Source organism: Verrucomicrobiia bacterium, assembly GCA_036268055.1.
GTDB lineage: Bacteria > Verrucomicrobiota > Verrucomicrobiia > Limisphaerales > Pedosphaeraceae > DATAUW01.
Window position 1 is genome coordinate 1 of sequence record DATAUW010000037.1, and the last position, 22,237, is coordinate 22,237.

Annotated in this window: 14 protein-coding genes; 7 read left to right on the plus strand and 7 right to left on the minus strand. The window is 54.8% G+C overall.

Going from position 1 to position 22,237, the window contains the following annotated elements; all coding sequences use genetic code 11:
- Window positions 1-212: 212 nt before the first annotated feature.
- The 4 genes from VH413_18910 to VH413_18925 all read right to left on the minus strand — a co-directional run bounded on the left by VH413_18910 (window position 213) and on the right by VH413_18925 (window position 6,198).
- Window positions 213-1,559, minus strand: a complete 1,347-nt coding sequence (locus VH413_18910; GenBank protein HEX3800772.1) for a sugar porter family MFS transporter — start codon at window positions 1,557-1,559, stop codon at window positions 213-215.
- Window positions 1,560-1,635: 76 nt separating this feature from the next.
- Window positions 1,636-2,739 (minus strand): glycoside hydrolase family 76 protein, encoded by a 1,104-nt coding sequence (locus VH413_18915; protein ID HEX3800773.1) that lies wholly within the window; start codon window positions 2,737-2,739, stop codon window positions 1,636-1,638.
- Window positions 2,740-2,771: 32 nt separating this feature from the next.
- Window positions 2,772-3,887, minus strand: coding sequence for a serine hydrolase (locus tag VH413_18920; GenBank protein HEX3800774.1), 1,116 nt, complete (start codon window positions 3,885-3,887; stop codon window positions 2,772-2,774).
- 25 nt (window positions 3,888-3,912) lie between these two features.
- On the minus strand, window positions 3,913-6,198 hold the full coding sequence (locus VH413_18925; GenBank protein HEX3800775.1) for a GH92 family glycosyl hydrolase: 2,286 nt from the start codon (window positions 6,196-6,198) through the stop codon (window positions 3,913-3,915).
- A 319-nt stretch (window positions 6,199-6,517) separates the two neighbouring features.
- Here VH413_18925 and VH413_18930 point away from each other — a divergent pair, with 319 nt between their 5' ends.
- The 4 genes from VH413_18930 to VH413_18945 all read left to right on the plus strand — a co-directional run bounded on the left by VH413_18930 (window position 6,518) and on the right by VH413_18945 (window position 12,246).
- Window positions 6,518-7,504: a zinc-dependent alcohol dehydrogenase family protein gene (locus VH413_18930; protein HEX3800776.1), complete on the plus strand. Its 987-nt coding sequence runs from the start codon at window positions 6,518-6,520 to the stop codon at window positions 7,502-7,504.
- A 70-nt stretch (window positions 7,505-7,574) separates the two neighbouring features.
- The gene (locus VH413_18935) at window positions 7,575-7,889 is read left to right on the plus strand and encodes a hypothetical protein (protein HEX3800777.1); all 315 of its coding nucleotides are present in this window, start codon (window positions 7,575-7,577) and stop codon (window positions 7,887-7,889) included.
- An 83-nt stretch (window positions 7,890-7,972) separates the two neighbouring features.
- Complete coding sequence (locus tag VH413_18940; protein ID HEX3800778.1) at window positions 7,973-9,121, plus strand: efflux RND transporter periplasmic adaptor subunit; 1,149 nt, start codon at window positions 7,973-7,975, stop codon at window positions 9,119-9,121.
- On the plus strand, window positions 9,118-12,246 hold the full coding sequence (locus VH413_18945; protein HEX3800779.1) for a CusA/CzcA family heavy metal efflux RND transporter: 3,129 nt from the start codon (window positions 9,118-9,120) through the stop codon (window positions 12,244-12,246). Before VH413_18940 ends, VH413_18945 begins: the two co-directional genes overlap by 4 nt.
- A gap of 36 nt (window positions 12,247-12,282) precedes the next feature.
- Here VH413_18945 and VH413_18950 read toward each other — a convergent pair whose 3' ends face one another.
- Both VH413_18950 and VH413_18955 read right to left on the minus strand, forming a co-directional pair.
- Complete coding sequence (locus tag VH413_18950) at window positions 12,283-13,740, minus strand: TolC family protein (protein ID HEX3800780.1); 1,458 nt, start codon at window positions 13,738-13,740, stop codon at window positions 12,283-12,285.
- Window positions 13,741-13,862: 122 nt separating this feature from the next.
- Window positions 13,863-14,222, minus strand: coding sequence for a hypothetical protein (locus tag VH413_18955; GenBank protein ID HEX3800781.1), 360 nt, complete (start codon window positions 14,220-14,222; stop codon window positions 13,863-13,865).
- A 188-nt stretch (window positions 14,223-14,410) separates the two neighbouring features.
- Here VH413_18955 and VH413_18960 point away from each other — a divergent pair, with 188 nt between their 5' ends.
- From VH413_18960 to VH413_18970, 3 genes are all read left to right on the plus strand, one after another.
- Entirely contained in the window at window positions 14,411-16,540 is a 2,130-nt protein-coding gene (locus tag VH413_18960) for an ATP-binding protein (GenBank protein ID HEX3800782.1), read from the plus strand.
- A complete protein-coding gene (locus VH413_18965; protein ID HEX3800783.1) occupies window positions 16,537-17,163 on the plus strand; it encodes a response regulator transcription factor in 627 nt (208 codons plus the stop codon). The genes VH413_18960 and VH413_18965 overlap by 4 nt, the downstream gene beginning before the upstream one ends.
- 207 nt (window positions 17,164-17,370) lie before the next feature.
- A complete protein-coding gene (locus tag VH413_18970; protein ID HEX3800784.1) occupies window positions 17,371-18,729 on the plus strand; it encodes a glycoside hydrolase family 2 TIM barrel-domain containing protein in 1,359 nt (452 codons plus the stop codon).
- Window positions 18,730-19,017: 288 nt separating this feature from the next.
- Here VH413_18970 and VH413_18975 read toward each other — a convergent pair whose 3' ends face one another.
- Window positions 19,018-22,194 carry a di-heme oxidoredictase family protein gene (locus VH413_18975; GenBank protein HEX3800785.1) on the minus strand — a complete coding sequence of 1,059 codons (3,177 nt, stop codon included), beginning with the start codon at window positions 22,192-22,194 and terminating at the stop codon, window positions 19,018-19,020.
- Between the last annotated feature and the right edge of the window lie 43 nt (window positions 22,195-22,237).

The following is a 22,237-nucleotide window of genomic DNA, read 5'->3' on the forward strand; positions in this document are numbered from 1 at the left end:
TTGAAATTGGGAATGAGGATGTCGTTCCACACCGTCATGAACCCCCACATGAAAAACAGGATCGTCATGATCGCAAACGGGCCACGGTAGGTTTGGCCGTCGGATTTTTGGGTGCCGGAAGTAGATGATTGAGATGCGGGAATTGCCATAGTGGTTTCGTAGCTTAGACAGGAAATTTTGCTTTAGTCAAACCGTTCATGCCCGCCGGCGAGTTATGAAATACCGAGCCGCTGTTGCACCTGCTCCAACGGCACGCCTTTGGTTTCGACTACCATCGTTTTGACCCAGATGAGTTGCAGAACCATCATGAAGGCAAAAAAGCCAAAAATGAATCCGGCTCTTTCAGGCTTCACGTCTGCGCCAATCGTCTTCACCGCAATGGGAAAAGCCGTTGTCAGCAGCGCGGCGAAAATCCAATGCGTAAAACTGCCGAGCGATTGTCCCTGCGCGCGATGGCGATTCGGGAAAATTTCGGAGATCAAAACCCAGATCACCGCCCCTTGCCCGATTGCGTGCGAAGCTATAAAAGCAAAGATGCAAACCGGCACGATCACATAGTGCGCTGTGAAAAATGCCCATGCCACCAATCCAAGTGAAATAATGTAACCAAACGAACCGATGAAGAGAAGCGTGCGACGCCCCAGCCGGTCAATCAGCCACAATCCGGCGAAGGTAAAAACGAAATTCGTCACGCCGATGCCCAGGGATTGCAACAACGCCGCCTTCTCACCAAGACCGGTCATTTCAAATATGCGCGGCGCAAAGTAAAGGATCGCGTTGATGCCCGATAGCTGGTTGAAAAACGCGACGAGAAACGCCAGCATAATCGGCACGCGCAAACGCATTGTCCAAAAATGTCCCGACGAAACTTTTTCCGTTGAAGCGGAAATAATTTCATTCGCTTCCGCGTCAATTTCCGCCGCCGACGCATGCGGCTGGATGCGTTTAAGGACTTCAATGCCCGCTTTGCGATCGCCTTTGCGAGTCAGCAACCAGCGCGGACTTTCGGGAATGCCAAAACAAAACACCGTGTAAAGCAGCGACGGAAATGCAGCCACGCCAAGCATCCAGCGCCAGTCATTTGCGCTTGTTCCGGCCAGCAACCAGTTCGATCCGAAAGCGACGAGAATGCCGAAAACGATATTGAACTGAAACATTCCCGCCAATCGTCCGCGATGTTGCGGCGGCGAGATTTCGGAAATATAAAGCGGCGCGACCACCGTCGAGATGCCGATGCCCAACCCGCCAATCATGCGGGCCGCAATGAACAAATAAACTCCCGGCGCGAGCCCCGTGCCAATCGCAGAAATCAGGTAGAGAACGCCTATCCACAGCAACGTCGCGCGGCGTCCAAACCGGTCCGTCGGCCAGCCGCCAATCAAGGAACCCAGGACCGTTCCGTAAAGCGCTGAGCCCATGGCGATGCCGTGCATGCCGGCACTAAGCCCCCACAACGCCTGAATTTTTTGTTCCGCTCCCGAAATCACCACCGTGTCGAAGCCGAATAAAAATCCGGCGAGCGCGGATGTAAGCGCCCAAAAAAACAGACGCCCGTTCATCTCTTCGCCTGGTCCACGACTCGTGGTTCGACTCCCTGAATCAATCGCGATGCTCATGTGTTTTTGGTTTTGGAAATTATTCGTTCGGTGGTATCACGTGCATGATGACAACTGAACTGCTGCACGCCCACGATTTCACCGGGTCGGGCGGCATCGGTTTATCCCACTGTGACCACGAAATATTTTCCGGCAACCGGCGATTTTTCCAGGCTGCATCGGCATTGGCTTGCAACCATTTTAAATACGAATCCTGAAGGCCGCGATCAGTCATAAACTTCGCCAACCACCGCGCGCAGATGCCGTGAAACCCCGCCGCGTCGCCCGTTTGCCCGTAGTCCGGCATTAACCCGTCCTTGCTCAAAACATTCTTGGTGTAATCCGCCGCCAGCTTCGCGTCGTTGGTGGCGCCGAGAAAATTTGCCGCACCAATGAACGTGCCTTCGTTATACGTGAAGGCTATGGGATGCATACGCCCATTGATTCCGATGTTGTCATAGACCTGCCCGCTGTTGGTGTTGAACAAAGTCGCGCGCTCCCATTCAAAAATTTCCTTCGACTTGGCGAGATAGTTGGTGTCGCCATAAATCTGATACAGCAAATACGACGCAATTGCCGCGGGGCCATTGACACAAGCGTTCTTCGAGCGATTGTTTATTTTCCACCACAGGCCGCCGCCAAGATTCGTGGACCAGGCCCGCGCGTAACACATGTCAAAATTCGATTTCGCCGCGTCGCGAAATTCCATGTTGCCGGTCAACTGCGTCGCGCGCGCGCAAGCGATGACCATCCACATGATGTCGTCGTTGAATTCGTTGCGCGACCAAAGGATGCCGTGATCGGCGACGAAACCATTGAAAAGCTGGGTGAACTGCGTCAGGCACGCGCGGTTCGCCGTGCGCTGATAGACATCCAAAATCATTTCCATTTGTTCCGCGCGATCCCAAAAAAAAGTTTTTCCGCCTTCGGTCGTGCTGCGATAAAACCCCTTGTTGCCATTCGTGAAATAAAACACGTCGTTATAGGACGCAAAAATTGTATTCGCATCCGCCGCCGTGAACGCTTGAACTTCAAACGTGAGCATCAACGGAAAACTCGCGACCGCAAAAATCACCACGCGCCGCAGCCAATCACCACAATCAAAAGCTCTCCAGCATTTTAGAAAACTTTTGGCAAGAGTCATTCGATTATCTTTCGCGGATGGCTTTGAATCTGTTAATTCGTTTTCTTGTCCGGGTGTGCCACCAGATTTGCGGCCGCCTGCTTTAATTTTTCCTGGGCTGCAGCATCCTCGGGAAGCGCCGCGTTTTGAAATGCCGGGAGCAGCTTGTCCCAAATGACATTGAGTTCTCCCTGCATGTTGCCGGTTTGCGCCGTGATGGCAACGACAGCATCCTGGTCAGGCATCACGACGCAAAATTGTCCTGCCGCGCCATCCCCGCGAAAGGCATTGTGCTGGCAACGCCAGAATTGAAAACCATAGCCCTGCTGCCAGTCCGAACCCATTTTGGCGTGGTTTTCCTGTTCGTTTGGCACCTGTTTGCTGGTCGCCTGTTCCACCCAATCCTGCGGTATCAACTGCTTGCCCTGCCATTTTCCTTTTTGCAAATAAAGCTGGCCGAATTTAGCGATGTCCTCCGTGCATAAATACAGTCCATAACCACCAAGCGAATTGCCTTCGGGACTCGCATCCCAGCGCGGATTTTCAATTCCCAGCGGCTCAAATAATCGCGGTTTCAAAAAATCCAGCGACGTTTGCCCGGTTACTTTCGTCACGATGGCGGACAGGGTATAGCTGCCCATCGTGTTATAGAGAAAATGCGTGCCCGGCCTATGCAAAACCGGATGAGCGAGAAATTGTTTCACTGAGGGATTTCCATTAGTCGCCTTGGGTTCAGTGTCGTGGCCGCAAGTCATCGTGAGCAGATCGCGCACGGTCATGGCCTTGAGATTATCCGAAGGATCTTTCGGCGCGTCGACGGGAAAAAATTTCAGCACTGGATCGTCGAGACTTAATTTACCTTCGTGAATCGCCAACCCGACTGCGGTCGAATTAAAGCTTTTGCTCAACGACCATAACACATGCGGCTTGTCCGCCGCTTCCGGCTTCCACCATCCGTCAGCGATGACTTTGCCATGCCGCAGGATCATGAAACTGTGCAGCGTGTTGATGTTCGTATCAATGGTCTGAACGAAATCAAGAATCGCCCGCGACGAAATTCCCTCCGCCTCCGGCGTGCTGCGCGGCAAGGGAGCGTTGACGGCGAACACGCGAAGGGAAGCCGTCATCAGGATCGCGGCGAACATCGTGAGGAGTGATTTATATTTCATGGTGGTTCGTCAAGAGTTCAACTTTCTAATCCCGGCGAATTCCCGCGTTCAAAATCCCTGGCGGACGGTCTTGCGGCGCAGAGCCGAAATCTTTGTTGGGAGTTGGCCCCATGTTCAAGACCAATTTACCGCCATCGGTAATGTCATGCTGCGAAATCCAACTCCGAGTCATCGGCTTGCCATTGAGCGATGCCGATTGGATATATGGATTTGTGTCGGAAAGATTTTTGGCGACGACGGTGAACGTGCGGCCTTTCGCGAATTTCTTATCCAAATGCAGCGTGACCTCATCGAGCAGCGGACTGCCCAGAATATAAGTGCTGCTGACGGGATCCACCGGATAGAAACCCATCGCCGTGAAGACATACCATGCCGACATCTGTCCGCAATCGTCATTGCCGCAAATGCCACCGGGCGTGTTGTTGTAAAGCTTGGAGGCTATCTGGCGAACGCGGGTTTGGGTCTTCCACGGCTGGCCCGCATAGTTATAGAGGTAAGCCACGTGATGAACGGGTTCGTTGCCGTGCGCATACATTCCGATAACGCCGGTGACATCGGGGATCATCGCGAGGTTCGGAATTTTTTCCGTGGTGTCGAACGTCTCGTCCAATCGCGCCGCGAATTTTTCGTCGCCGCCGAGTTTATCAATCAGGCCATAGACATTATGCAGGACGAAGAAGTTGTACTGCCACGCGTTGGCCTCGGTGTATTCGTTGAAATTGATGCTGTTGATCGCCTTGGCGTCGAATGGTTCGATCCAGCTTCCATCGGCCTTTTTACCGCGCATGAAACCGGTGGATGGATCAAAAACATTCTCCCAGGTTTGCGAGCGTTTGAAATATTTCTCCGCGACATCATCCTTGCCAAGAGCTTTTGCGAATCGCGCGATGCACGAATCGTCATAGGAATATTCCAAAACTTTCGAGACGCTCTGCACTCCTTTGCCGGTGGGAATGAAACCCTGGTCGCGATAGGATTGCATCTGCGCGCGGTTCTTGTCCGTGCAGGCGATCATGTCGTCGAGCGCTTCGCTGGCATCCCAGTCACGAAACCCTTTCATGTAAGCATCTGCGATCACCGGAATCGCGTGATTGCCGATCATGCACCAGGTCTCCTTGCCACCTTCCGGCCAAACCGGAAGCGTGTTCTGGCCAAAAGTTTTGAAGTGCTCCAGCATCGTATCCACGAAGTCATTTACCCGCGCAGGCTGCGTCAGCGTCAGCAGCGGATTTTCCGCGCGAAATGTGTCCCACAAAGACATCTCGGTATAATAGTCATAACCTTTGGCCTGATGCACCTTGTCATCTGGCCCGCGAAACTGCCCATCCACGTCGCTCAAAAGCGTCGGCGCGAGCATGGTGTGATAAAGCGAAGTATAGAATGTCTGCTTGAGATTTTTGTCTTTGGTCTCCCCGTCCAGCACGTCCAGCGCCTTGCTCCACTCCTTGCGAGCCGCCGAAGCGACGCCATCGAAATCCCAATCCGCAATTTCCGCGTGCAAATTATTTCGCGCACCCTCGACACTCACGGTGGACAATCCCACGCGCACTAAAATTTGTTCGCCCGCCTTGGTCTTGAAATCGAAATGTCCCTTGGTTTCCCGTCCGGTGGTTTGCTGCCCGTCCACATCCTTGTCACCCTGGGCGACGCCCGACGCGTCGAACGGCCGCGAAAATTCCATCACGAAATAATAGGTCTTGCCGCCGCCCCACCCTTCACTCCGGCGATATCCGCTTGCCGTATGATTGTTTTCAATCGTCAGTTGCGATTCGCGCGTGCGGTTGGAGACGCCATGTTGCAAATCCACCACGATATGCGCGTCGTTCGTCGCCGGAAAAGTGTAGCGATGCATCCCCGCCCGTGCCGTCGCTGTCAATTCCACCTTGACTTGATAATCCGGCAGCATCACTTCGTAGTAACCCGGGTGCGCGACTTCATGATCGTGCGAAAATCGCGCGCGATACCCCTCACCGGGTCGCGCCCCCGGAGTCAGGCGCAACGGGCCGGTGGTCGGCATGAGCAGAACATTTCCCAAATCACCTACTCCAGTGCCAGTCAAATGGTTATGCGAAAAACCAAGGATGCTCGTATCAGAATAATGATAGCCGGACGCGCCATCCCATCCGCTGTCGCGCGTGTCTGGCGAAAGCTGCACCATGCCAAATGGCACCGTCGCACCCGGATACACATGCCCATGTTCCGCCGTGCCGATCATCGGATTCACCTCGTCCACTGGCGACGCCGCCTGGCAAACAAGAGCAGCGCACAAAAAAGTTGCGCCAGAAACCACACACATCATCATTTTTTTCATAAAGATCGTTCCGCAAATAAATAATAAAAAAATTTCTCCAAGCCGCTTGCCCTTTGGGTTGGAAAAACTATCACCGTGGACTAACCGCGATTGCAATACTTTATTCCGTGTCCCCGCTATATATGTTCGCCATGAGAAACCAGCTGCTATATTTCCGTTATGTTTTTTCCGTCCTCGAAACTATAAATTCAGGTCAAAATTGCGGAAGCGATTTCACCAAAGTCAAAAATTCATGGCCCTAACTCCCCATCAAAATTCCCAAGTATATTTTCAAATCCTGATTATACTATCCAGTGGCCGCAATAATTTAAAAACACTTATGCGCTGCATGGTTTTAAATACCGTCGGACAGCTCCTGCAGGAAACCGAACACCCCGTGCCCGCGCCCCAACCCGGCCAGGTCAGGGTGCGAGTGCTCGCCTGCGCCGTGTGCCGGACCGACCTGCATGTCACCGCTGGCGAATTGTCCAATCCAAAACTTCCCCTGATTCCCGGCCATGAAATTGTGGGAACCATTGATGCCCTTGGAGCCGGCGTGAAAGATTTTAAACTCGGCGATCGCGTAGGCATTCCGTGGCTTGGTTGGACTTGCGGCGTCTGTGCCTATTGTACTTCGGGCCGGGAAAATTTATGCGATACCGCCCGGTTTACCGGATACACGCTCGACGGCGGCTTCGCCGAATACACAGTTGCCGACGCGCGATTCTGTTTTCGCATTCCCGAAAAATATTCCGATGCCGAAGCCGCGCCCCTTTTGTGCGCCGGCCTCATCGGCTATCGCTCGCTTTGCAAAACCGGCGAAGCCAAACGAATCGGCATCTACGGTTTCGGCGCGGCAGCGCACATCGTCACTCAAGTTGCCCGGCATCAGGGACGCGAAATCTACGCCTTCTCACGCCCGGGCAATTCCAAGTCAGGCGAATTCGCGCGCTCACTGGGCGCCGTGTGGACCGGCAATTCGACCGCCACGCCACCCAAACCGCTCGACGCCGCCATCATTTTTGCCCCCAGCGGCGAACTCGTTCCGCTCGCGCTTAAAAGTGTCCGCAAAGGAGGAACCGTCGTCTGCGGCGGCATCCACATGAGCGACATACCTTCGTTCCCATATAATCTGCTTTGGGAAGAGCGCACGCTCTGTTCCGTCGCCAATCTCACGCGCCAGGATGGCCTGACCTTTCTACCCCTTGCCGCCGAAGTCCCCGTCAAAACCACGATTGAAACTTTTCCTTTGAGCGCGGCAAACGAAGCGCTCGACTGCCTTCGCAACGGAAAACTAAGAGGCGCTGCCGTTTTGCTGATGACCTGACCGCTAGCCGGGCACAATGACACTTGCAATCATCGCTACAACCTGATTCTTTATTAGTAATTTACCAACGGTGAATGTAACTCGCACAATCGGCAAAATCTTCAACGCGGCCTCGGCTCTCCTATTGACCGCGTTGATTCTTTTTCTCTCCGCCGCCGCCGTCAGTCCCGACTTGCACAAGTTGGTCCATGCTGATGCCTGTGCCGCCAATCACACGTGTGCGATCACTTTATTTTCAAAAGCCCAAGTCTCCTCTCCTCCGATTCCCGTGGTATGCGAATGCTTCATCGCGCCGATGGTGATGAATCTCCCGTTGGAAAAATTCGTTGCGCATGCCGTCTTTGACGTGCAACTCGCTCCCGGCCGCGCTCCGCCCTTCTGCTGAACTTCCCTGTCCGGTTTTTCCATTAAAGAAAAGTTACAGAGCCACTCGTGGTTTTGACCTTCCGTTTCGGGCTAACTCACGCAATGAAAATAAAATCTTACGCCATTTTTGTTCCCGTCGTCGCCATTGCTTTTGCGGCGATAGTGGCCGGCTGTTCACGCACAAGCGAAACGGCCGAGCCTTCCGCACCCGCCTCAACCAACGTCACGCTCACGGCGGCGCAACGGCAACGCGTCCAACTGCAAACCGTAAAATCGTCGAAATTCCACCGCACGATTGATACCAGCGGCACGGTCGGTTTTGACAACGACCAGGCCACTACCATCATCGCCCCAATTTCCGGCCCGGTGGCCAAAATATTGGTTTCACTCGGCGCAGAAGTTAAGGCGGGCGACCCGCTGGCTTTGGTTGATTCACCGGATTTTGCCACCGCTATCAGCGGTTATCGAAAAGCTCTCGCCACTTCAACGAATACCCGCCGCATCGCCGATCTCGACGAGGATCTTTTCAAGCACGGCGCCCTCGCCCGTAGCGCCCTCGAACAAGCCCAAACCGATGCCGTCAACGCCGATGCCGATACCGAAGCCGCCTTGCAACAGGTTCACGCTCTCGGTGTGAATGACCGGGCCATCGAAGATCTGCGCAAGCATGTCATCTCCACGAATCTTCCTGCCGCCATACGTTCGCCACTGGATGGCACATTGGTCGAACGGCTCGTCAGTCCCGGCCAGCTTTTACAAGCTGGCACGACGCCTTGTTTCACCGTGGCGGACCTTTCGCAAATGTGGGTGATGCCAAATATTTTTGAATCCGATTTGTCTTACGTCGCAGTTGGCGATCCGGCGGAAATTATTACCAGCGCGGACCCGCAAAAAATTCTCGGCGCGGTGGACAACATCTCCGCCATCGTTGATCCCAACACCCGTTCCATCGGCGTGCGCGTGGTCGTGAAAAATCCCGGCGGCGTTCTCAAGAAACAGATGTACGTCCGCGTGCTGATTCATTCATCCCGCGAAAGCACAGGCTTGCTCGTGCCGGTTTCGTCCGTTTTGCGAAACGACGAAAATCTGCCCTTCGTTTATTTGGCGGGCGCGGATGGCAGTTTCTCGCGGCGGCGCGTGATCCTTGGCTCGCGCGTGAATGACGATTACGAAATCACTTCCGGCTTGGCCGAGGGCGATCAGGTAGTCACGGACGGCGGCTTGTTCGTTCAATTTTTACAAAACCAGTGAGCGACGCCCAACTGCCAGCACCGAATCACGCGCCGCGGACGGGCTCCGTCATCAACCGCATCGTCGCCTCGTCTTTGCGGCAACGGTTCCTCGTCGTCTTGCTCACCATCATCCTGATTAGCGTAGGCTGCTGGTCGGTGGACCGGTTGCCCGTGGATGCCTATCCCGATCTGTCGCCGCCCATGGTGGAGATCGTTACGCAATGGCCTGGGCAGGCATCCGAGGAAGTCGAACGCTTGATCACCGTGCCGATTGAACTTGAAATGAACGGCCTCCCGCGCCTGACGGTGATTCGTTCCATTTCACTTTATGGCTTGTCCGATGTCATCATCAGTTTTCGCAACGGCACGGATAATTATTTTGCTCGCCAGCAAGTCTATCAACGCATCGCTGACCTCTCGTTGCCCACGGGTGTGACGCCTTCGGTCGCCCCGTTGTTTTCACCTTCGGGTTTGATTTACCGTTACGTTCTGCAAAGCGAGGACCGTGGCCCGATGGAGTTGAAAACGCTCAATGACTGGGTCGTTTCCCGCCAATACAAATCTGTCCCGGACGTCGCCGACGATTCAGGACTTGGCGGCCAGACGATGCAATATCAAGTGCTGCTCGACCCGTCCAAAATTGCCGGCGCCGGACTTTCCGTTCCTCTCATAGTCACAGCGCTTTCTGCCAACAACAGCAATGCGGGCGGCGGATTTTATTCGCAGGGCGGACAATTTTATTACGTGCGCGGGCTGGGCCGGTTGCACACCGTCGAGGACGTCGGCAACGTCGTGCTCGCGGTCCACAATGGTATTCCCATTTTGGTAAAGGACATCGGCAAGGTCGTGATCGGCTACGCGCCGCGCCTCGGCCAATTCGGCTACCAGGACCAGGACGACGCGGTCGAAGGTGTCATCCTCATGCGCACTGGCGCAAAGACGCAAAGTGTCTTGAAACAGGTCGAGGAAAAAACCAAAGAGTTGAACGAAAGTATTTTGCCGCACGATGTCAAAGTCGTTCCGTTCTATGACCGCAGCGATCTCGTCGCGCTGACCACGCGGACGGTCAAAGAAAATCTTTTTCGTGGCATGGTGTTGGTGGTCATCATCCTCATCTTCTTCCTTTATGACGTGCGCGCCGGATTGATCGTCGCCACGGCCATTCCGCTGGCGCTGCTGTTCGCTTTCATTTGCCTTAATATTGAAAATGTCTCGGCAAATTTGCTGTCCATCGGGGCGATAGATTTCGGGATCCTGGTGGATGGCGCGGTGGTGATGGTGGAAAATATTTTCCGTCAGGTGGCGCTTCGCAAAGGCCAGCCAATGGACATCAAGCGTGTCGTCCTCGATGCCGCCGCTGAAGTGGACCGTCCGATCTTTTACGCGGTCGCCGTGATCGTCGCGGGCTTCCTGCCGATTTACGTGCTGTCAGGCCCCTCAGGAAAATTGTTCACGCCGATGGCCGACACCATGATCTTCGCGCTGGTTGGTTCATTACTGGTGACAATTATTTTCGTGCCGGTGCTTTGCTCATGGGCTTTGCGAAAAGGCGTGAAGGAACGGCGCAATCCAGTGTTTGAAGCCATCAAGTCCCTATACGTGACCGGACTCGATATTTGCCTCGCGAATCCGTGGCTCACGGTATTGGGCTCAGTGATTCTGCTCGGCGGTTCGCTCCTGCTCGTGCCCATCATCGGCGCTGAATTCATGCCGCCGCTGGATGAGGGCGCGCTTTGGATTCGCGCGACCATGCCTTACACGATTTCATTCGAGGAATCTAAAAAGATTTCTCCGCAGGTGCGAAAAATTTTGCGCGCATTCCCCGAAGTGACCATCGTCGCCTCCGAGCATGGCCGCCCAGATGATGGCACCGATCCCACCGGTTTTTTCAACGATGAATTCTACGTTGGTTTAAAACCGTATCGCGAATGGAAAGGCCCGTACCGCACCAAGGCAAAATTGATTGAGGCCATTGATGAAAAATTACGGAGTTTCCCCGGAATTATTTTCAATTACACCCAGCCTGCCGAGGACGCGGTGGATGAAGCGGAAACCGGTTTGAAAAGTTCGCTGGCGGTAAAAATTTACGGCACCGATCTCGCGACGCTCGAAAGCAAGGGCAAGGCTATCAAGCGTGTGCTGGAAAAAGTGCGCGGCATGGATGAGATCACACTCGTCCAGGAATTGGGCCAGCCAAGTCTCGAAGTGAATATCAACCGGGCAAAAATCGCGCGCTATGGCGTGAACGTCGCCGACATCAATGGACTGATTGAGGCGGCGGTTGGCGGCGCGGCGGCGACTCAAGTCGTGCAGGGCGAAAAGCAATTTGATTTGGTGGTTCGCCTTGACGAAGCCTACCGCAGCACACCCGAACAGATTGGAAATATTTTGGTGTCCACGCCCGACGGTTCGCAGATTCCCTTGCGCGAATTCGCCGATTTGCAAGTCACCAACGGTGCATCGTTTATTTATCGCGAAGATAATTCGCGCTACATTGGCGTGCAGTTCTCCGTCAAAGGCCGCGACCTCGCCGGCGCGGTGAATGAAGCGCGGAAAAAAGTGAAGGAACAAGTGACGCTGCCGGAAGGCTACCGCATCGAGTGGGGCGGCGAATATACCGAATACACCGCGTCACGCGCGCAACTGCGGCTCATTCTTCCGCTGACTTTGTTTTTGATTTTTTTCCTGCTGTTCGCTTTGTACAGCAATTTGAAATTCCCGTTGATCACCGTGCTCGGCGTACTTCTCTCCGCACCCGTCGGCGGCATCTTGGCACTATGGCTGACGCACACGCCATTTTCCGTTTCGTCAGGAATCGGATTTCTCGCCTTGTTCGGTGTCTCCGTGCAAACCGCCGTGGTTTATATTTCCTACGTCAACGAGCTGCGTGGCCAGGGCGTATCCATCGTGGACGCCGTGCGCGAAGGAGCGATCCTGCGTTTGCGGCCCATTATGATGACCGCCTTGGTGGCGGCATTTGGACTTTTGCCCGCGGCAATGGCCACCGGCGTAGGCACTGATTCTCAACGCCCGTTTGCGCTGGTGATCGTCAGCGGTTTGTTCACGCGCTTATTCATCAGCATTTTCCTCATGCCCGTGATGTACGCGCTGGTTGCCCGTCCCGAAGATCGCCTGGAAGTTTAACAGACTCTCGATTCACGAGTCGGGAAAGTTTCCCGATTATTTTTGCGCCAAAGGCTCGTGACTGGAAAGCACTTCGTTTTCCGAAAGCGTCGCGCGGGCGGCATTCAGATCAGCGGCAGCGCTGGCCGTGTCGGACATCGCCTGCGCCAGTGCCAGCCGGATGGTGTTATCCGTCTGCTCGGCATTCAGCAAATCCACCAGCGACGCCCCGCCCTTGTTGTAGGCAAACGAAACCGAATCTCGCACCTGCCCGGCTTTCGGACCGGTAACATCCCGGTAAAGTTGCCAGCGCGTGCGAGCCTCGTTATAAGTGGACTCCGCGTTCGCCACATCCGCCGCGGTCTGGGCCTTGAGTTTTTCTAAAGCGATCTGAAATTGATCCACGCCCGCCTGGGCTGCCTTGATATTTCCGCCATTGAAATTCCATAACGGCAGCGGCAATGAAACACCCGCAATGATCGTATTCACATCCGGCCCAACACCCGGCCCGCCACCGGGAGGATTATGTTCGACGCCAACAGAAAATGTCGGATCGGGAACGCGTTCGGCCTTTTGCAATTTAAGTTGCGCCTTCCCGCCGCGAAGGTCCGCTTCCGCCGCGAGCACGTCCGGCCGTTCACCCGGCGCATTCGTCTCTGTCGCGGGCGCGCTCGCCTGCACTAATTGTTCCAGCGAATCCGTTGGCGACCAATCCCCTTTCGGCTCGCTCACGCCCAGCAAAATCTCGAGCGCAATCCGCGCCTGCACCGCCGCCGCCTGCGCCGCCTTCGCTTGCAACTCAAATTGCTCCGCATTGATCTCGATCTGTTTTTTGTCCGCATCCGACACGTCGCCGCCCTTGAAACGCGCATCGGCAATCTTCACTTCCTGTTGCAAATAACCGGAAGACTCATTGAGATTTCGCTCATTTTCGTTCGCCAGCAACGCCGCGATATATGCCTTCGTCACACCCTGGTCCAGCGTGCGCTTCGCATCAAAAAATCGCGCCCGCGCCCCCGCCACACCCGCCCGCCCGGCAACTTGCCGGTCATGACGCTTCCCCGCAATTTCAATAAGCTGGTTGACCTGAAGAATCGTATCGTAGTTGCGGCTGTAAATGCCGTTGCCCATCGGTGTGGAACTGTCATGGCTGCCGATGCGCGCGGTGAGCAGTGAGACCGTGGGATTGGGAAATTCCTTCGCCATGATCAGTTGCGCGGTCGCGGCATCCACGCCACTTTTCGCCGCCAGCAAATCCCAGTTGCTTCGAAAAGCGATCTCCTTAGCCTGGGCAAGACTCAGCCTTTGTTCGCTTGGTAAAGCCGCCGATTGAGTGGGCGCGTCAGCCTTCGAAATCGAAGTCAAATTCGCGCAGCCCAGCAGGATAAAAACGGCGATTCCGCATTTAACAAACCAGCGCGTGACCAATGCGCAGCCATATTTGGAATCGGAAAAAGTAGTCTCCAACTTTCGTTTGCGCCCGCTCAATTCACAGGCACTGCTTGAATCGTTCATCTCGCACTTTTATAACATTGCGCCCTAAGCGACACAAGCTTCCGCCCTACCTAATTTCTCTTATACAGTTAAGTCTCCGCGCTAAAACGCCCTCTCTCACTGCACCGAAACTTCCACTCGTCTCACTTGATCTTCAGTGCAACAGAAATCTGCTTTTCCGCCTTCAAGACATGTGCAAGCGGCTTGCCGGAAAGTCCGCCTTTGGCCTCATTCAACAAATTATCAGCCACGCGCAAATGATCATCCGAGACACCCTGCTTTTCGCGGTCCTTGCCATCGCCTTTCAATTTTACGCCCAACAGTTTAGCAGCCTCTTCGATCTGCTTCATCGCATCCGCGCGATGCCCTTTATAATCATGATCGGCCTCGGATAAATTGACGTAAGCCTGCCGCAGCAAATCAATTGGCGCGGCCTCGGCACGGCTACTAAATGACAAAAGGAAGGCAGCAGCCAGAAATCCCAGAACCAACCGCGAAGGCATATTCTTAATCATATCTTATCAGACGCATCAGTCCGGGTTTCGGTTACAAGAAATGCCAAATGCCGTCTTCCCGCTCATCTTCATTAAATGCCGAGTTACTAAATCCTCATTGACATTCGCCTGCGCAAAAGCAAAAAAGAATCGAGACCAAATTTGTCGGCGTCAGCCGAATCTTTGTCTCTTTTTGAATGGCCAAAGACGTTTTTGATTTATTGCCCTGCAAACTAAGGATGCTGCTGCGCTTTCTTTCCCTCGCTTTTTTTCTATTTCCGGCGGCGGCGATGGTTCATGCCGAGGGCGCAATGGCTCCCACTAACGAGTTACACACCGCCGCCGCCGTGCGCAGTCTGACGGTCGAGGAAGCACAAAAACATTTGCCCGTCCGGCTGCGCGGCGTGGTGACCTTTTACGAAGAAAATTTTTTCTCCCGATTCATCCAGGACGCGACCGCGGGCATTTACCTATCCGGCTCCGGCGTGCCCGCAGAGCATTTGGTCCCTGGCCAATTCGTAGAAGTGATCGGCACTACGGAAGCCGGCGAATTCGCTCCGATCGTGGTGCCGCAAAATATTCGCGTGATCGGCGCGCAGCAATTACCCGTTGCCAAGCCCGTGACCGATGAGCAACTCGCCAGCGGCATCGAGGACAGCCAATTCATCGAGATCACCGGCGTCGTCAGATCGGTGCAACAGCTTCAAGACATCTCCCGCTTGAACATGGTAAAGATCGCTACTGCCAGCGGCAGCCTCATCGTCTATGCCTCACAACTTCCCAAAACCAAAGCCGCCGACATCGTGGATTGCACTTTGCGCGTGCGCGGCGTTTGCTCCACAAAATTCAATCGCCGCCGCCAGCTCTTTGCCGTGCGCCTCATGGTTCCCCGCGCCCAGGATTTGATCATGGAACGCGAGGCACCGGAAAATCCGTTTGCCGTCCCAACCCGCCCAGTCGCAAGCCTGCTCCAATTTAATCCCAAGGAGTCTTACGATCACCGCGTCAAGATTGTGGGAACCGTCACCTGCTTCGATCCCGGCCGCCTGCTGGTGCTTCAATCCGGCGATCAAGGTGTGGAAGTCGAGACCCGCAGCGTCGAGCCTCTCGCCCTGGGCGATTCGGTCGAAGCTCTCGGATTCGTAAGTCACGGTGATTACACGCCCATCTTCCAGGACGCCATCTACCATCAGGTTTCCTCCGGCAAACCCATCGCTCCCGTGCCGGTGAACCCGGACATCATTTTGCGCGGCACCAACGACTGCGAACTCGTCCAAATCTCCGCCAAACTGCTGGACCGCGCCGTGCAAGGCACGGAAAAATATCTCGTGCTCCAGGAAAACGGTTTTATTTTTCACGCGTACCTCAGCCAACCCGCCGACCGCGATGTCTTTTCTCATTTGGAAAATCGCAGCCGGGTCGCCGTGACCGGGGTTTGCCGAATTGATCCCGGCGAATGGCTCGCGGGCGATGAATGGCGCGCCCGCGCTTTCCGAATCGAATTGCGTTCTATTGACGACGTAACAGTTCTTGAATCGCCGTCATGGTGGACGTTGCCGCGAGTGTTGCAAGTCGCCGCCGCGGTGAGCATCGCGGCTTTGGTGGCGTTCGGTTGGGTCGTGGTCTTGCGCCGGCAAGTTGCGGAAAGAACCTTTCAACTGGAAGCGCAAAACGAAAAACGCGAACGCGCCGAAAGACAAAATCTTCTCGAACAGGAACGCACGCGCGTTGCCCAGGATCTCCACGACGAACTCGGCGCCACGCTCACCGAAGTCAGCATGCTCGGCACTCTCGCACGAACCCCCGCCCTGCCCCTCGCCGATCGGGAACGCTATCTCGAAAAATTGACGAGCACCTCGCGCGCCGTCGTCTCCACACTCGATGAAATCGTGTGGGCGATCAATCCCAAGTATGACACCGTGGCTTCGCTCGCGAGTTACTACTCGCTCTTTGCCCAGCGCTTCCTGAATCTCGCAAGTATTGGCTGCCGCTTGCAAGTCGCGGAAACTTTCCCGTTGATAGCGCTCGATTCCAGACTTCGCCACAGCGCTTTTCTCGCCTTCAAGGAAGCATTGAATAATGCCGTTCGCCATTCCGGTGCGTCGCAGATTCTCATCAATCTGGAAGTGGCCGAAAGAAAGCTCAAGGTCGCCGTCATTGACGATGGCCGCGGCTTTGTCGTCGCGGAATCCCAAACCGGGTGCGATGGCATCACCGGCATGAAAGAGCGCATGGCCAAATTGCGCGGCGGATTTGAAATCAACAGCACTTGCGGAGTTGGAACCACGGTCAAATTCTGGCTGCCGCTGGAGGAGACGTTATTATGATAAAAGTTGCCATCGTCGAAGACAACCGCACTACCCGCGAAGGGTTGGAAGCCATCGTCAATCTCTCCGGGGATTTTCATTGCGTCTGCACGTGCTCAACCGCTGAAGACGCCTTGAAAGTCCTGCCCAAACACGCACCCGCCCTTGTCTTGATGGACATTCAACTGCCTAACATGTCGGGAGTGGATTGCGTCGCCCGCTTGAAGGAATTACTGCCAACGGTCAATGCCATCATGATTTCCGTGTATGAAGATCCCGACCGGATTTTCAGCGCGCTTCGCGCCGGCGCTTCCGGTTATCTTTTGAAACGCTCCGCGCCCGAGGAAGTTTTAAAAGCCATGCGCGAAGTCCATACTGGCGGCGGCGCGATGAGCGGCGAGATCGCGCGCAAAGTCATCGGCTATTTTCGCGAACAAACGACCGCGAAGGCGGAAGTGGATGATCTCACGCCTCGCGAACGGGAAGTCCTCGAACTCGTGGTCCACGGCCTCGCCAATAAAGAAATTGCGGATCGTTTGAGTCTTACCGTCGAAGCTGTGCGCTGGCATCTCAAACACGTTTATCAAAAACTGCACGTGCATTCTCGTACTGAAGCCGCGCTAAAATATCGCCCGGCGAAATAATTTCGCGGCGTTATTCCTCATCGAGTCTAATTCGAGAATCTCTGCCTATCGGCCATCTCCAATCCGCCTTTTAGGCCTTCTACCCAATACTACCCATTTGGGGAGCTTGGCCGTTGAGTCACGGATGTTAAGCTGTCCAAAGCCCAAGTGGCGAAGTCTATAAAGGCATTCGCTTTGTACCTTGGCTGGTTGTAGAGCAGGAAATGTATGACGCAGATTCAACGAGTCCACGTAAAACAGAAATGGCCGGTCGCCCTGTTGGCGATCTGGATGATTTTCAGCTCTGCCTGGGCTCGGGAATTGCCGGTCGCGGATCATCCCGCAAAAGTCGAAGTTCGCCAAACCCAAGGGAGGTGGCGGATGTACGTCAACCAAAAGGAGTTTTTCATCAATGGGGCTGGCCTTGAATTTGGCGATCAGGAAAAGCTCGCCGCGGCCGGAGGTAATTCGTTTCGCACCTGGCGTCCTGACAATGGCCGGGAAACCGGACAGCAGGTTTTGGATCGGGCGTTGAAAAATGGATTGTACGTCGCGATGGGATTGGATGTCGCCCGCGAACGCGATGGCTTCGATTACTCGGATACCAATGCCGTCGCCGCGCAGCTTGCGAAACTCAAGGAGACAGTGCTCCAGTTTAGAAATCATCCCGCATTGCTGTTCTGGGACATCGGCAATGAACTCAATCTGAATTCGAAAAATCCAAAACTGTGGAACGCGGTCAATGACATTTCAAAGATGATCCATGAATTGGACCCGAATCATCCGACCACGACATCGCTTGCGGGCATCAACAAGGCACTGGTCAATCAAATCAAGACCCTCGCGCCGAACCTTGATTTTATTAGTGTTCAGGCTTACGCCGACATCGTAAACCTGCCCCGCGAACTTCGCGATAGCGGCTGGAACGGTCCTTACGTCGTGACCGAATGGGGCGCAACCGGACATTGGGAATGCGGCAAAACGGCGTGGGGCGCGCCGATCGAGGACGATAGTTCCGTGAAGGCGGAGAGCTATCGCAAGCGTTATGAAATCGCGATCGCTTCAGACTCCACGAATTGCCTGGGCTCTTACGTTTTTCTTTGGGGCCAAAAACAGGAACGTACGCCCACGTGGTACGGCATGTTTTTGTCGTCCGGAGAATCCACTGAAACGGTGGATGTCATGCAACATCTCTGGACTGGCCGATGGCCCGAGGCCCGCAGCCCGCAACTGAAGAATTTCCTGCTGGCGGGAAAAACCTCCCGGCAAAATATTCATCTCTCCGCCGGCGAAAATTACCCAGCCCAAGTCATCGCTCAATCTATCACGGGCGACCGCCTGACTTACTCCTGGGAAATCCTGGAGGAAAGCGATGCCAAATCCGTCGGCGGTGATTTCGAGAAAAAGCCGGTGGGTCTTGCCGGTCTCATCCAGGACGGTTATTCCGCCAATGCGCAAATCAAAGCCCCTGCCAAGCCCGGCGCTTATCGCCTGTTCGTTTACGCCTTCGACAGCCACCAAAAAGCGGCCTACGCCAACATCCCCTTCTATGTTGATGAGAAGTCCGCCACGATGGCCTCGCACTAATCTCAATGGGAGGCCGAGCGTACTCGCGAGCCGTGACTATACCTCCTCGAACTTAAAATCCACTTCAGTGCTCCCAACGCTCAATCCTTCCCCCCGGACCGCGGGTCTATGACCCGCAGCAAGGCACATCCGGTCAAGTCGCTCTCGGCTCAGCCTATGACGGCAGTCTTGATCGTGAGTTGCTGCGGGTCATAGACCCGCGGTCCATAAGAAAACATAGACGGCGTTGAAATAAGTTTGCCGCGATTCCAAACTCCAGCCTTCAGCAGCCATAGACCGGCGCTACACTTAGAGCGACTTCAAGAACGCCACCAAGTCCGCGCGATCGGATGAGGACATCGTGCGGAACGCTTCCTTTGCCGCAGCACCATCGCCATCGTGCCAGAGAATGGCCTCGTCCAGGCTGCGCGCGCGACCGTCATGAAGATACGCCTCACCGCCGCTAACTCCCGCGGCGAGACCAATACTCCACAGTGGAGTCGTGCGCCATTGCGCGCCGGTGGCATTCCCCTCGCCCATGTTATCGGCAAGTCCCGGTCCCATGTCATGCAGCAGCAAGTCCGTGTAGGGATGAATGGTCTGGTTGCGCAATTCAGCAAAGGGATGATACTGGCTCGTCGTAAGTGTTGGCACATGGCAACTCACGCAATTCGCGCTGGCGAAAAGTTGTTCCCCATGTAAAGCCTGCGCATTCGTAAGATTGCGGCGAGCCCCAACGCCCAGCAATGCAATGTAACGCGTCAATTTATCGAGATCGCCATCGCTAAGTTCGACTGGGCTGTTGGTCGTATCGCCATCAAGTATCGGAAAGATCGAACTCGTGACACCCATGTCGTTATTGAATGCGCCCGCGATTTGATGGCTCAATCGCGCCTTGCCCGCTTTGTAGCCAAAACGTCCAACGCGCAGTTGCCTGGTTTGCGGATCGCTAACTGTAGAGACGTTGGCACCAGCTTGATTAGTGCCGGTCGTATTCGCTAGAGCCATGATGCTATTTTCGCTCACCGCCTCAAGAAGCCCCAACCCCACAAGCTGAGGCGCCAGCCGCACAGAGAAAAATTTCGGGGTGACACCCATAAACGTGTAGTTCGGCTTTTGCAACGTGTAGGTTGTGCCATCGCCGTATTGCCCATTGATGGTGGTGTAACTGGAAATTGTTACGCCGCCTTCGGGCGGCCCGCTGGTATTTTGCGACTGCAACTCGGAACCTAAAATTGGATCCGGCGAACCTTTCGCATCGCTGCCCACTTTCACCACGGATTGAAGCATGGGCGAACCAATCGCCGGGGGCAGCGCGCGCCCGTTGTTTACATGACACGCGACACAACTCCGATTCACGAACTTAGGCCCGAGTTTGCCGATTTGCTCAGTAAAGATGGGATTATCCGGCTCCGAATGCGTGCCATTGCCAAAATCAGTGTGATGCAACCGCCGACCCAGCATGAATAACTCCGCATTCGTCGGTGAAATATCTCCCGCCAATTCCTTGAAACGATTCGTGGGTTCGTTTGAATATTGATAAGGCAAAGTGGTTTTGCCACCGAGCCACGCATTCGTCGGCAACGGATAAGAATCGAGATTCTGATTTACACCACCCACGACGCCTCCGGTCAGCCCAATATCCTGTCCCTCTTCCCACGGCACAATCCCCTGCCCCACGACATACAGCAGTACCGTGCCATAATAATTATTTCTGCCATTCGTCGGGTTCAACAGAAACTGGCTGATTTCTATTTCAATGCGATCACCCAGTTGCAGCGGACGATTGAATTGCGCGTTCGCCGTTAGCTTTGCGGTGTAATTAAAGTCCGTCTCCCCGGCAAAACTCGATGCGTTCGTGGATACAAGCGTCGCCTCCTGGTTATTATTGTATTCGGCGACGGTCGTGATGCCGCGAAAAAAGGTGCGAAACTCAGCCGGGTTCAACTGATCGCGGGTCGTGTAATTGAATGTGACATCCGTTCCGCCTTTCGCGACGTGGTCAATGATCTGAATTCGCGCCACGCGCTGCTGCCAATACCAACTTAGGTAATGGTCATACAGCATGAATTGGCTTTCACGCGCATGCCGGTCGCGCGCGCGATCCCCAAGATAAGTGACAAGCGCGGTGGAAGTATTTGAAACCGTGTCCGGCTCCAAAACCGTGGCGGCATCGAACAACGGAACAATGCCAATGGTCGTATCCGGTTGCGCGGCGATAACACTCGTCGGCGTGCTCTGGCCATTTGAAGTCAGAGTTACAACCGCGAGGTAGTACGTCTGACCGGGCACCAAATTAGTCAGGATCACCGAATTAACATTTCCGAGGGCAAGCGAATTACTTAATTGATTTGTAACGATGCCGTAAAGCACGTTATAACCAGTAATTCCCAAAGCGGAACTCGGCGTCCACGCAAGACCGATGGCATTGGTCGCACCCGCCGAGACTTGCTGCAAATTCGCTGGCGGCTGAATGATCGGCGCGGGGATTTGAAGACGAAAGAACGTCGTGTTGTTGGTCAGCGGAAAGAGCATTGAATGAGTGCCGCCATCTCCGAGAACGATTGGGTAGTTGCTATTCCAAATTTCCGCAGCCAGATTTGTGGATGATACCGGCTGATACTGTGTGTCCGCAGTAGTCGCCCACGTCAGCATGGCGGTTGATTGGACGGTTGCCAGGAGGACATTTGTAACTGGCGGATTCGCCGGACCGCTGGCCGTGCCGAGCATCACATCATCAAAATCAATCGTGGCGCTGTCCGCCGGGATGGCTGCGCCGGCGAGATGAATGAACAGTGTTGCGGAAGTCGCCGCTGCGGGCGCGGTAACGGTCTGGCTAATCAAAGCGTAGGTGTTGTTGCCGGGCGTGAAGGATTGATAACCCGTATCGCCGCCCGCATTCCACAAAACGCGCCACTGCGCGCTGTAACTCGAACTGCCTGTCAACGCGTTCGCGTAAAATGTAAATGGATAAGCTGCCCCTCCGGTCACCGGCACTCCGCCTTGCGAAAACTCCACCACCGGCCCCGTGCCTGCGCTGGCGAGATGAGCTTGAAAATCAAATGACCCGTTGTGCGGATTATCATTGGTGCGCACGACATAGACCGGTCCTCCTGCCGCCGTGTCCACATTCCAACCGCTCGCGCTCGTTCCATTGCCCGATTCAAATCCGCCATTCGTCGGAATCGCCGCCGCCGCCGGACTGCCCGGCACGATCTCCAAAACCTGATAGGTCCGCGAACCCGATGCTGAAGGATCAAAAAGCGAATGGTTTGTTCCGTCTCCCGGCACCGTTGCTCCAAGCAAATTCCACGACCCGCCGGAGCGATCCAGCCATTCCGGCTGGTAAGTATTATTAGTCCTCGTGGACCAGCTTATCGAGACGCCGGTTTGAATATTGATAACTGGCTGGTTTGGGCCTTGCGCGCTCCCCGCCATCACAAGCGTGGCGGCCAGGCAGAAAAAAAAAGAAAGGATGAGTTTCACTGTGGATGTGACCAGTGGGGTTACTTATTCATTAATTCGCCCC

What these genes read in the sequence shown, in the direction of transcription:
- VH413_18910 (HEX3800772.1), bottom strand. Translation starts at nt 1,559, where the DNA reads ATGAACGGGCGTCTGTTTTTTTGGGCGCTTACATCCGCGCTCGCCGGA.
- VH413_18915 (HEX3800773.1), bottom strand. Translation starts at nt 2,739, where the DNA reads ATGACTCTTGCCAAAAGTTTTCTAAAATGCTGGAGAGCTTTTGATTGT.
- VH413_18920 (HEX3800774.1), bottom strand. Translation starts at nt 3,887, where the DNA reads ATGAAATATAAATCACTCCTCACGATGTTCGCCGCGATCCTGATGACG.
- VH413_18925 (HEX3800775.1), bottom strand. Translation starts at nt 6,198, where the DNA reads ATGAAAAAAATGATGATGTGTGTGGTTTCTGGCGCAACTTTTTTGTGC.
- VH413_18930 (HEX3800776.1), top strand. Translation starts at nt 6,518, where the DNA reads ATGCGCTGCATGGTTTTAAATACCGTCGGACAGCTCCTGCAGGAAACC.
- VH413_18940 (HEX3800778.1), top strand. Translation starts at nt 7,973, where the DNA reads ATGAAAATAAAATCTTACGCCATTTTTGTTCCCGTCGTCGCCATTGCT.
- VH413_18950 (HEX3800780.1), bottom strand. Translation starts at nt 13,740, where the DNA reads ATGAACGATTCAAGCAGTGCCTGTGAATTGAGCGGGCGCAAACGAAAG.
- VH413_18955 (HEX3800781.1), bottom strand. Translation starts at nt 14,222, where the DNA reads ATGCCTTCGCGGTTGGTTCTGGGATTTCTGGCTGCTGCCTTCCTTTTG.
- VH413_18960 (HEX3800782.1), top strand. Translation starts at nt 14,411, where the DNA reads ATGGCCAAAGACGTTTTTGATTTATTGCCCTGCAAACTAAGGATGCTG.
- VH413_18965 (HEX3800783.1), top strand. Translation starts at nt 16,537, where the DNA reads ATGATAAAAGTTGCCATCGTCGAAGACAACCGCACTACCCGCGAAGGG.
- VH413_18970 (HEX3800784.1), top strand. Translation starts at nt 17,371, where the DNA reads ATGACGCAGATTCAACGAGTCCACGTAAAACAGAAATGGCCGGTCGCC.